At 44.0% G+C, this 11,960-nt stretch carries 7 protein-coding genes and 1 pseudogene; 2 read left to right on the top strand and 6 right to left on the bottom strand.

Translation table 11 applies throughout. The features are described from left to right. Nucleotides 1-73 precede the first annotated feature (73 nt). The 4 genes from FD725_RS02425 to FD725_RS02410 all read right to left on the bottom strand — a co-directional run bounded on the left by FD725_RS02425 (nucleotide 74) and on the right by FD725_RS02410 (nucleotide 5,131). Entirely contained in the window at nucleotides 74-238 is a 165-nt protein-coding gene (locus tag FD725_RS02425; RefSeq protein ID WP_179046646.1) for a hypothetical protein, read from the bottom strand. A gap of 253 nt (nucleotides 239-491) precedes the next feature. Next, nucleotides 492-2,375 carry an ABC transporter ATP-binding protein gene (locus FD725_RS02420; RefSeq protein ID WP_179046645.1) on the bottom strand — a complete coding sequence of 628 codons (1,884 nt, stop codon included), beginning with the start codon at nucleotides 2,373-2,375 and terminating at the stop codon, nucleotides 492-494. A 139-nt stretch (nucleotides 2,376-2,514) separates the two neighbouring features. Further along, the gene (locus tag FD725_RS02415; RefSeq protein ID WP_179046644.1) at nucleotides 2,515-3,042 is read right to left on the bottom strand and encodes a single-stranded DNA-binding protein; all 528 of its coding nucleotides are present in this window, start codon (nucleotides 3,040-3,042) and stop codon (nucleotides 2,515-2,517) included. A gap of 811 nt (nucleotides 3,043-3,853) precedes the next feature. Then, nucleotides 3,854-5,131, bottom strand: coding sequence for an FAD-dependent oxidoreductase (locus FD725_RS02410; protein WP_179046643.1), 1,278 nt, complete (start codon nucleotides 5,129-5,131; stop codon nucleotides 3,854-3,856). A 248-nt stretch (nucleotides 5,132-5,379) separates the two neighbouring features. Here FD725_RS02410 and FD725_RS02405 point away from each other — a divergent pair. Together FD725_RS02405 and clpB are read left to right on the top strand one after the other, a co-directional pair. Then, nucleotides 5,380-6,716: pseudogene (locus FD725_RS02405) on the top strand (ABC transporter ATP-binding protein); the annotation flags it as partial. Nucleotides 6,717-6,878: 162 nt separating this feature from the next. After that, nucleotides 6,879-9,497: an ATP-dependent chaperone ClpB gene (clpB, locus tag FD725_RS02400; RefSeq protein WP_179046642.1), complete on the top strand. Its 2,619-nt coding sequence runs from the start codon at nucleotides 6,879-6,881 to the stop codon at nucleotides 9,495-9,497. 210 nt (nucleotides 9,498-9,707) lie between these two features. On the opposite strand, the gene FD725_RS02395 is transcribed toward clpB, so the two are convergent. Further along, the gene (locus FD725_RS02395) at nucleotides 9,708-11,279 is read right to left on the bottom strand and encodes a GMC oxidoreductase (RefSeq protein ID WP_179046641.1); all 1,572 of its coding nucleotides are present in this window, start codon (nucleotides 11,277-11,279) and stop codon (nucleotides 9,708-9,710) included. Between the two features lie 122 nt (nucleotides 11,280-11,401). Further along, on the bottom strand, nucleotides 11,402-11,917 hold the full coding sequence (locus tag FD725_RS02390; RefSeq protein WP_179046640.1) for a DoxX family membrane protein: 516 nt from the start codon (nucleotides 11,915-11,917) through the stop codon (nucleotides 11,402-11,404). Nucleotides 11,918-11,960 lie beyond the last annotated feature (43 nt).

The raw sequence follows: 11,960 nt of genomic DNA, 5'->3' as shown, positions 1-11,960 counted from the left end.
TCAAACAAATTTATACTTCAGCTTATGATATGAGTCCTTTGAGCAGTTTGCCCTCAGTAGATACTGACCTAAATTAATTCTCTAAATTACCTACCAGTCTAGTAAGCACAGCAACTTCTGGTGATTTTTCCTGAAAGTTCATTTTCTTAAACGTGTCAAAAGAAGACCACTTCACTTGTGTAAATAAACTCAAAGTCAATGTGAGGATGGCAGCCAGCAAAAGTTTTTCTAGCATCATCTTTACTCCCCATCAAGATCCAGATAATAACCTAAGCTTATATAAGTGTTAAGCTTAACTTATTTTAGACTTAGACTAGATGATGACTGACAGAAGATCAGCGATCGCTATCAAAATTTTGGGTGATATTCGTCACAGATTATTTTCTCTCTGTGTCTTTGTGATTGAATTATTTTTCACCACAGAGGCACGTTCGCAAAGCGTCTCGCAGAGAAGACACAGAGTTAAAAAGGAACTTTTAGGTCAAGCGATATCAAGAAGTTCGTAGATGATGGCTACGTACTCTTTCGGGGCTACCTGTAGGAATTGAAGCGATTAATTTTTGTGTATAAGCTTCTTTAGGTTCGCGGTAAATACTTTCGGCTGTACCTTCTTCGACTATTTGACCACGATTCATGACGAGAATGCGATCGCTCATAAATTTCACCACGCTTAAGTCATGGGAAATAAATATGTAAGTTAGCTGAAAATCTGATTGCAATTCTTTAAGCAAATTCAAAACTTGGGCTTGTACCGACACATCTAAAGCCGAAACCGATTCATCACAGATAATAAATTTAGGATTGAGAGCCAAAGAACGAGCTATACAAATCCGTTGACGTTGACCACCAGAAAATTGATGAGGATAGCGGTTGATAGCATCTGCATTCAAACCGACTCGTTCTAATAGTTCCACTACTCGTTCTCGCCGTTGTCGTTGTGACTTCCCGACAGCGTGAATTAGCAACGGTTCCATCACTGCATCTCCCACTTTCATTCGGGGATCAAGGGAACTGAAAGGATTTTGAAAGACGATTTGCATCTCTCGCCTTAATTTTTGTAACGGTTCGCCTTTGAGATTGGTAATATCTTGTCCATCAAAGATAATTTGACCACCCATCGGTTCGATTAACCGTAACAAAGTCCTTCCCAAAGTAGTTTTACCACAACCCGATTCTCCCACTAACCCCACAGTTTCCCCTGGCTTGACATCAAAGGAAACATCATTCACCGCCATGTGATAACGCTTGACTCCACCAAACCAGCCCTTGACGGGAAAACCTACTTTCAGGTTACGAATTTGCAGTAAAGCTTTCTGTTGTGCTAAATTTTCCCAGCGAGTAGAGATTTCTTCCCAGGAAATTTCCGCAGGTTGCAAGGGTGCTTTTTCTTGGATAATTAATTGTCCAGTTGGTGTTTCTTCTACACTCATGTAGTCAGAAACAGTGAGTAATTTGTGAGGACGGTGATTAAGTGTGGGGCGACAAGCTACCAAACCTTTAGTGTATGGGTGTTGGGGATGACTAAAAATTTGCTCGGCTGCACCATATTCGACAATTTTACCTTTGTACATCACCGCTACTTGGTCAGCAATTTCCGAAATTAACCCCAAATCATGGGTGATAAAAATCAATGACATCTGACGGCGTTGTTGCAATTCCCGCAACAACTCAATGATTGTAGCTTGTACCGTCACATCCAAAGCTGTTGTAGGTTCATCGGCAATCAATAGCAACGGGTTACAAGAAATAGCCATTGCAATCATTACCCGTTGCAACTGTCCCCCAGATAGTTGATGAGGGTAACGTTCCAGCATGGTTTCTTTATGCTGTTTCACCAACTGGGCTAACTTAAACTCATCTAGTTGAGAGTTCGGGTTAGTTTGTAGCCACGTTTCTTGATGTTGTTCTTTGATTAACTCATCACTAGGTAAAAGTTTTACCTCTTGCAGTCCAGCGATCGCAATTCTTTGCGCTTCAGCTAAGGTAACATTCTGATGGCGCATAATTGCTTCCGTCAGCTGAAACCCAATTGTATAGACTGGGTTAAGCGAACTCATCGGTTCTTGAAAAATCATAGCGATGTCGCCACCCCGATATAGTTGCATTTGCTCAGGTGGTAACTCTGCTAAATTAATCGGATTAGCATTCGCCTGCTGACGGAACCAAATTTCGCCACCGCTAACTCTACCGGGATGCTGCAACAAACCCATAACCGCCAAGGAAGTGACTGATTTCCCACTCCCTGATTCACCCACTATTCCTAGAGTTTCGCCTCGATTTAGCTGAAAAGAAATACCATCCACAGCTTTGACAGGATTGCCATCACTGGAAAATTCAACTTGGAGATTACGAACCTCTAGGACATTTTCGCTCATAGGAGTACGGGGTGAAAATTATTTGGATTTTAGCAGTAGTTTTGCAGAATGGGGAATAGGGAGTAAGGAAGCATGGACAGATAGGTAAAAAATTATTCCCTTGTCCCATTCCCAGTCCCCAGTCCCCCATCCCCAATCCCTAAAATGGAATATCGTCTGGGTCTGGTTCTTCTACTGGCTGGTATTTACTAGGTTGGGGTTCGTAGTTTTTGGCTGGGGGCGGAGTGTTAACTGTACTCGTGGCTGGGGTCGGTGTTGGGCGTGGTGGTTCGTAGGTGGGTAGTTCGTTTTGGGGAGTTGGGGGACGAGAGGGGGTTTCTGTGGCTACTGGTGTTCTGGGTGTTGATGACGAAGAGATGAAACTGCCGTTAACAGACTGAATTTGTTGTACTGTCAACTCGGCACGTTTTTCTTTAAAACCTTCTTGACGCTCAACGGTTTGCATACCCAAGCGTCCTGCTATAATCACGCGATCGCCTTGGTGATAATTTTGCTGAATTTCTGTAGCCAAATTCCCCCAACCGACAACTTTTAATGTGGCTGGTGGATCTTCTGGCTTCTGGGAGTTGGGAAATTGCACCAACATTTCTGTGACTGCTAAATTATCGGATGTATAGCGTAGTTGCGGTTCTTGAATGATTTCTGCCATTAATACACAGCTGTTCATTAAATTCTCCTCAGTGTTTGGAAAATAGGGGTAAGAAGTCAGGAGTCAGGAGTCAGGAGTTATGAGTCAGAATTCAAAATAGAATTAGCGTCACCGGTTAGTAAATTACTAACCTGCTGCTCGTCTAAACTCAGAGGTAAGCTCATAGATTTCTGTTTTAGGATTTTTTGTAATTAGTCTCTATCCGTTATCTCTAAATAAATAATCTCTCTGATTAAAGTTATTTCTAGCATAAAAGCCAAGCGATAGTGTTGAACAGCATACAAGACGCTACTCTCTACCTTCGCCTGACTGAAACGAGCATTGATTTCTGCATGAGTAGTATAATTGTACCATTAAGTTGTCAACTCAACACAATTTCTCACTGAGAATTTACTGAGAATTTTCTGATCGTTTTTTAGTGTTATGGCAGTTCTCGTTCACGTGAGGTACATCCGTAGGGGCAATATCTTGCACATTGGTGTCAACGTTTTTCCCTCACCCCCAACCCCTCTCTCCCACATTTGGGAGAGGGGAGTCAGGAATTCTTGTTCCCCTTCTCCCAAACATGGGAGTCAAATACTCACAGTATCGGTTTAAAATCGTTGCTGTCAGGAATTCTTGTTCCCCTTCTCCCAAACATGGGAGAAGGGGTGAGGGGATGAGGGCGAAATCATCTGGATTCAACGCCAACTTCATCTAACTTTTTCCTGAAGTTGACACCAATGTACCCTGCCTTCAGCCTTCGGCTACATGAATTGCTTCTACACCTTGCAATAGAATCTTGTACCTCATCTGAGTGGGAACCGCTATATCTGGCTGTGCAAATTCCCTACACTTTTACATGAACTGGGAACACACCTAAAGCGATTAGTCTAGCTGGTAAGTCGCGCAAAATTGGCAAGCGTAGCAATATGGGTGGTACAGGGGATTGAAAGGGACTATCAGCAGCCAGTACAGGAGCAAAAATTCGCTTCTGGATCAAGGTTTGAAATGCTTGGATGATACGTGTTGGTAATTCTCGTTGACGCTGGACTTTGGCTAAGTCGCTAATTTCTACATGGTGATTTTGCAGTGGTTTAGTCAAGACATTTGCTGCTACTACTGCATCTTGAATGGCGTAATTAATCCCGACTCCGCCAACTGGGGACATGACATGGGCTGCATCACCAATTAGCAGCAATCCTGGACGACACCAATGCTTCACCAAACTAGATTCCACCGAGAGAAAAGCTACCTGTGACCAATCATGTAAACTGTGAATGCGATCAGCTACGCTGGGCGGAACGCCATCGCTCAATTCTGGTACAACTTCCACCACAGACTGTTTTAATGCTGCTAAACCAGTAGCCCGTAACTTTTGATAGCCTCCCTTAGGAATCACATACGCAATTTGCCATTCATCCCCACGGTCAAGCATAGCGATAATCCGACCCGGTGCAAAACGGCCCATCCCTCCTGCCTCATCTTCTGGTTGACGAGGTAAGCGAAACCAGAGAATATCCATTGGTGGCGAAGTTTCCACCGCTACAAAATTCCCCAACTGTCGTAACCGTGAATGACGACCATCTGCACCCACTGTCAACATTGCCCGAATTTCGTGCCAACCACCAGCCCCTCGATAGCGCACACCATGAATTACCCCATCTTCCTCAATTAATTCCTGTACATTCGCCCCCATCACTAGTTGAAAACACGGATATTGTTGTGCTTCCTGGGTAATAAACTCCAAGAATTTCACTTGAGGCAGCATTGTAATATATGGGTAGCGAGTTTTTAGGTGACTAAAGTCAGCCATTGTAAACGTATTTTCTGGCGTTTTTACCCGAATTTGCCGCATCTTGCTATGAGGTAATTGTAAAAGGCGATCGCTCAAACCCAACTCTTCCATAATTTGCATCACCGATGGGTGAATCGTATCGCCGCGAAAATCCCGATCAAAATCTTTATGGGCTTCCAGCAACATCACAGAAATCCCTTGACGCGCCAACAGCAAAGCCAACACAGCCCCAGCCGGGCCGCCACCGACAATGCAACAATCGGTAGTCTGTACATCTAAAATCTCATGGGCAGAACTGATACTCACGTCTTGCGGTACATTGGTAATCATGACAACACCTCCAGACAGCCCTAAAATTAAGCTTAGTGTGCTTTCGAGAATGCCAGCAATTTTTTTAATTTTTTGTATTCATCCAGAACGTGTATCATGAACGCTAAAATGTCCTTCGTCATTAGTTTATAGTCCAGGACTTCTTTGACTAATGACCATTGACTAATGACTCTTACGAGTTCGCTAGTCGCTCATGGGGGAAACCCCCAAGACCGCGCTAGCTCACTAATGACTAATAATTAACACCCGTGGCGCAAGTTGTTTTAGAAAACATTTACAAAAGCTTTCCCCCGCGTAAAGGGGAAAGCACAGCAACCCCATCTAGCCAGAAAACTGGTGCAGCCGCAGAAGTAAACGACAATATCAATGTCTTGCGGCGGATTAACCTGACTATTCCCAATGGGGAATTTATGGTGCTAGTGGGGCCTTCTGGCTGTGGTAAAAGCACCCTACTGCGGTTAATTGCTGGCTTGGAAGTCATGACAGGCGGTAATATTTGGGTAGGCGATCGCTTAGTTAATGATTTGCCCCCAAAAGAAAGAGACATTGCGATGGTGTTTCAAAATTACGCCCTCTATCCCCACATGAGTGTATATGACAACATCGCTTTCGGCTTGCGTCGCCGTTCTGGAACAGGAGGGACAAGGGGACAAGGGGACAAATCTTTCACCCCATCCCCCCATCCCCCCTCTCCCCCTCCTCCCCTCTCCCCCCCTGGGCAGAAAATCTCCTCGTAGGTGTGACAAGAAAGTTACCGAAAGGACTGCGTTACATTTCTGACAAAGAACGAGAAGTAGATGAGCAAGTACGTGCTGTGGCTCAGTTGTTACAAATGGAAACCCTGCTGCATCGCTTACCGAAACAACTATCGGGTGGACAAAGACAGAGGGTAGCATTAGGAAGAGCGATCGCTCGCAATCCCCAAGTATTCTTAATGGATGAGCCACTGTCTAACTTAGATGCCAAATTAAGAGCCGAAACCCGCGCCCAAATTGTCAAATTACAGCGTCATTTAGGGACAACAACGATCTATGTTACCCATGATCAAACAGAAGCGATGACAATGGGCGATCGCATTGCCATCATGAATCAAGGGCAAATTCAACAAGTTGCATCCCCTTTAGAACTTTACAATCATCCTGCTAATCGCTTTGTCGCTGAATTTATTGGCACACCCCCAATGAATTTTATTCCCGTGGAGTTTCATGCACCACTATTAATTACCCATTCCCAGTTCCGTTTTACTCTCCCAGAAGTCTGGGGAACCGCGCTACAAAAATATGATGGACAAACCATTATTTTAGGCATTCGTCCAGAACACTTAACTTTAAGCGTACCTGCTACTAAAAATCTGCCCGTCCAAGTAGATTTGGTGGAAAACCTCGGTAATGATTCTTACATTACTGTCACCTTAGCTCAAACTGAATCTCGGTTTACATACACAACCAATTCTCTCCAAGTCCGCATTCCACCAGAACGTTTAGTCAGTATTGGTGAGCAACTATGGCTATCACTCACTCCAGACAAAATTCACTTTTTTGATCCAGTAACGGAGTCAGCTATATTTCCCAGTAATCTCATTTAAAAATAAAATTCCTACTGTGAGAGGGTGGGCAAATAGGGAAGTAATACTACTGTAGAAAGACGTGAAGACCGATCCTGGTAATGGTGCGCTTCTCTTTAAAATGACCATATAAGAACAAATTGTTCTATCTGCACTTGAGCTTCTAAAGTGGTAGCCTAACCTATGCAACCAACTAATCCAAACCAATTTACCGAAAAAGCCTGGGAAGCGATCGCCCATACGCCTGAAGTTGCCAAACAGCATCAACAGCAGCAGATAGAAAGTGAACACTTGATGAAAGCCCTACTGGAACAGGACGGTTTAGCCAGTGGGATTTTGACAAAAGCAGGTGTAAACTTACAAAAAGTCAGCGATCGCACAGAACAATATATCCAACGTCAACCCAAAGTTTCCGGTAGCAGCACATCGGTATACTTGGGGCGGAGTTTAGATACACTCCTAGACAGGGCGGAAGGATATCGGAAAGATTTTCAAGACGAATTTATCTCTATTGAACATTTATTATTGGCTTACGCCAAGGATGACCGTTTCGGCAAAGGATTATTCCAAGAATTCGGTTTAGATGAAAATAAACTCAAGCATATTATTAAAGAAGTTCGTGGGAGTCAAAAAGTGACCGACCAAAATCCCGAAGGCAAATATCAATCACTAGAAAAATACGGACGTGATCTGACAGAAGCCGCCCGTAAAGGTCAACTTGATCCGGTGATTGGCCGGGATGATGAAATTCGCCGCACCATTCAAATTCTTTCTCGCCGCACCAAGAATAACCCAGTGCTGATTGGTGAACCGGGTGTGGGGAAAACAGCGATCGCCGAAGGACTAGCACAGCGCATCGTCGCCGGTGATGTTCCCCAATCCTTGAAAGACCGCAAGCTGATTTCTTTAGATATGGGGGCAATGATTGCGGGGGCTAAATTTCGGGGAGAATTTGAAGAACGTCTCAAAGCCGTATTAAAAGAAGTCACCGAATCTGGTGGCAATATAGTTCTATTTATTGATGAGATTCATACCGTTGTCGGTGCGGGTGCAACTCAAGGGGCAATGGATGCTGGTAACTTGTTAAAACCCATGCTAGCGCGGGGTGAGTTGCGTTGCATTGGGGCAACAACTTTAGATGAATATCGTAAATATATTGAAAAAGATGCAGCACTGGAAAGACGCTTCCAACAAGTTTATGTAGATCAGCCCAGCGTGGAAGATACAATCTCCATCTTGCGGGGGTTGCGGGAACGCTACGAAAACCATCATGGGGTGAAGATTTCTGATAGTGCCTTAGTAGCAGCCGCTACATTGTCTAGCCGTTATATTAGCGATCGCTTCCTCCCAGATAAGGCGATCGATTTGGTAGACGAAGCCGCCGCTAGGTTGAAAATGGAGATTACTTCCAAGCCAGAGGAACTCGACGAAATTGATCGCAAGATTCTGCAATTGGAAATGGAGAAGCTATCTTTGCAAAAAGAAAGTGATGCCGCTTCCCGCGAACGCTTGGAAAGACTAGAAAGAGAAATTGCTGATCTCAAAGAAGAACAAAGAACTTTGAGCGCCCAATGGCAATCGGAAAAAGATATTATTGACAAAATTCAGTCGATTAAAAAAGAGATTGAACGAGTTAATCTAGAAATTCAGCAGGCGGAACGTAATTATGACCTGGAAACGGCAGCTAAGTTAAAATTTGGCACGTTAACAGACTTACAACGCCAATTGGAAATAGCAGAAAGAGAATTATCTCAAGCCCAAGGTACAGGTAAATCCTTGTTGCGAGAAGAAGTAACTGAAGGTGATATTGCCGAAGTTATTTCTAAATGGACAGGTATCCCCATCAGTAAGTTGGTGGAATCGGAGAAAGAAAAACTCCTACACCTAGAAGATGAACTCCATCATCGCGTCATTGGACAAGCTGAAGCCGTCACAGCCGTTGCCGATGCCATTCAGCGATCGCGGGCTGGTTTGGCTGATCCCAATCGTCCCACAGCTAGCTTTGTTTTCCTCGGCCCCACAGGTGTCGGTAAAACCGAGTTAGCCAAGGCACTCGCAGCTTATATGTTCGACACCGAAGAAGCACTGGTGCGGATTGATATGTCCGAGTATATGGAGAAACACGCTGTTTCCCGGTTAATTGGTGCGCCTCCCGGATATGTAGGTTACGAAGAAGGGGGACAACTCACAGAAGCTATTCGTCGTCGTCCTTATGCCGTGATTCTCTTTGACGAAATTGAGAAAGCCCATCCCGATGTGTTTAATATTTTCCTACAAATTCTGGATGATGGACGTGTCACCGATGCCCAAGGTCATACAGTGGACTTTAAGAACACGATCATTATTATGACCAGTAATATCGGTTCTCAGTTCATCCTCGATATCGCCGGAGATAACTCCCGCTACGATGAAATGCGCCATCGGGTCATGGAAGCAATGCGAAATAGCTTCCGTCCAGAATTTCTCAACCGCATTGACGAAATCATCATCTTCCACGGCTTAGATAAGAGAGAATTGCGACAAATTGTCCAGTTGCAGGTTGAGAGATTAAGACAGAGATTGAGCGATCGCAAAATTTCCCTCCGACTCTCCGATGCGGCTCTTGACTTTTTAGCAGAAGTAGGCTATGACCCTGTATTTGGGGCGCGTCCACTCAAACGAGCAATTCAGCGCGAATTAGAAACACAAATTGCTAAAGCTATTTTGCGCGGTGAATTCAACGATGGGGACACAATTTTTGTTGATGTACAGAATGAAAGATTGTCCTTTAGTCGTTTACCTGTGGAGATATTTAGTAGTTAAACTATTAAACCATCCAAATACATAGGTAATAACAATTTCCCTTAAATGTGAAACAGTAGAGACGTTGCAAACAGCACACAGTAGAGACGTTGCATTGCAACGTCTCTACATAATTTATGTGTATCATGATTAACGTGAAATGGTATAAGGACTTACGCAGTAAGCCCCTACTAAAAACTCTATCCCCTATCCCCTATCCCCTATTCCCTGTTACCTGTCACCTGTTCCCATCATCCGTTCCATCAGGCGATCGCCTACACGTAGAGCATTAGCAATAATTGTGAGAGTGGGGTTAACGGCAGCACTAGAACGGAAAAAACTACCATCTACGACATATAAATTATCAACATCGTGGGTACGACAATTAAGGTCTAAAACTGAAGTCTGGGGATCTTCACCAAAGCGACAAGTCCCGCACTGATGAGCCACACCTTGCAACGGAATTTTTTTGCGGAAATAAAAGGAAGCGGGAATAATTCGTTCACCACAACCAATGGCTTTGAGGACTTGTGTCCAGCGATTCACCAGTCGATTGTAAGCACTGGTGTTATTTTCAGTGTAATGTAGCTGGATAGAATCACCCCGGAGTGTGACGCGGTTGTTGGGGTCTGGCAAATCTTCAGATGTGAGCCACCAGTCTACCGAATGATTAGCGATCGCCTCAAATGTATGTCTTTCCTGAAAAGATAAACCTAACACTGAGGGAGACTCTTGAGCAATCATATCTGCATTTACTTTACCCAATAACTGTACATGACCCATTGGGTAATCAAAATCCTCATCACCCCAGTAAAAATCGTTAATTGCTAGGGTTTTTTGAAATGTCGTGGGATTAGCTTTTAAACTGACTCCAATAATCGCTCCATTTTGATGCTTCATTAAATTGCGTCCTACCTGATCCGAACTATTCGCCAGTCCATTGGGATGCTGTGCATTAGCCGAACGCAACAATAAAGCAGCAGAATTAATTGACCCACAGGCAACAACTACAATATCACCAGAAAACAAATAGATTTCTCCATCAATTTCCGTTTCCACCGCCGTTACTTCTCGTCCAGAAGCACTTGTATGTAGACGTTTTACCCTGGCTTCAGTAATGAGTGTCACATGATCATACTGCTCTGCTGGACGGATGCAATTCACATCGGCATCAGCTTTAGCATCAACTAGACAAGGAAACCCATCACAGGTGTTACAACGAATGCAAGCACTCAGACGACGATTTACTTCATTTAACTTAATCGCCAGTGGTAAATAAAACGGATGAAAACCTTCTGTTGTCAGCGAGTCATGAATCTCTTGGATACGCGGTTCGTGGTGAATAGCCGGATAAAAATATTCTGCCGTCTCAGATGCCTCAGTTGGGTCTAAACCCCGTTTACCATGCACTTCATAAAGCTTTTCCGCCTCAGTGTAATAAGGTTGAAAATCCTTGTACTTGAGAGGCCAAGCCGGGGAAATACCATCCTTGTGAATCACTTGATCAAAATCTTGTTCTCGCCAGCGAAATAGCGCACCACCATAGACTTTAGTATTACCACCAACAAAATAGCCCGTACCAGGATAAATAACCTGTGCTTTGTCGTCATACCAAGCTTCTTGAGTATGATAGCGGTCTTTCTGGACTACTTGCACTGTGTCCCAGTTTGCTTTTTCACGGGGTAAAAAAGCACCACGTTCCAGAATCAGAATTTTTTTCCCAGTGGGAGCTAGACGATAAGCAAGTGTACCGCCCCCGGCTCCAGTACCAATAATTATGACATCGTAATGTACAGTGGTCATAAATTTTTTGCAAGTAAAGTTATGCTAATTCACACCTGATGTGAATTAGATGTAATTGGTAATACTCGCCAAGAGCGAGAAACAAGCTATGTAATTGAAGAAGTTTTACCTATTGCCTCTGATTACATATCATTAGTAGAGGATGTCATAGTATATTCGGCAGCTGCTTGAGCGCGACGACGACTCATTTTTTGTTCATGTGCTTCGTAAGCAATGCACATCCAGATTAAAGTCATAAATAAGATAACTTTGTTAAAGCTCTCTACTCCATTAGCAAAAACACTACCACCAGGTACGATGCCAAATGCGAGGACGATGCTAAATGTCATTAAAATCAGCAGTAATCCTGTCCACCGTAACCAAAAGTTGAGAGCAAACAAAGCACCTAGCGTCATCTCTGCTAAAGGTAGCAACCAAGCATAGGGAATGGCGAAGAACCCAGGTAGCGGCCCTATACCTTCCCATCCTGGGGGAATTCCTGGCCCAATTATTTGCAGTTTTAGCGTCAAGACCGTCTGGTAGAAACCGTTGGGAATGCTGAAGTTGAGATAATTACCAATACCAGATAGGAAAAAGAAAAGCCCTACCATTACACGATTGACGATAAAAGCTGTCCGGAGGTTGAGTAAGTATTTCATAAGGAGTGAGGGAGTGGTGAGTGGTGAGTGAGGGAGTGAGGGA

The sequence above is a fragment of the Nostoc sp. TCL26-01 genome, from assembly GCF_013393945.1.
Classification (GTDB): Bacteria; Cyanobacteriota; Cyanobacteriia; order Cyanobacteriales; family Nostocaceae; genus Trichormus.
Note: the sequence above shows the minus strand (reverse complement) of the source record. Positions and strands in the feature narration are given on the sequence as shown.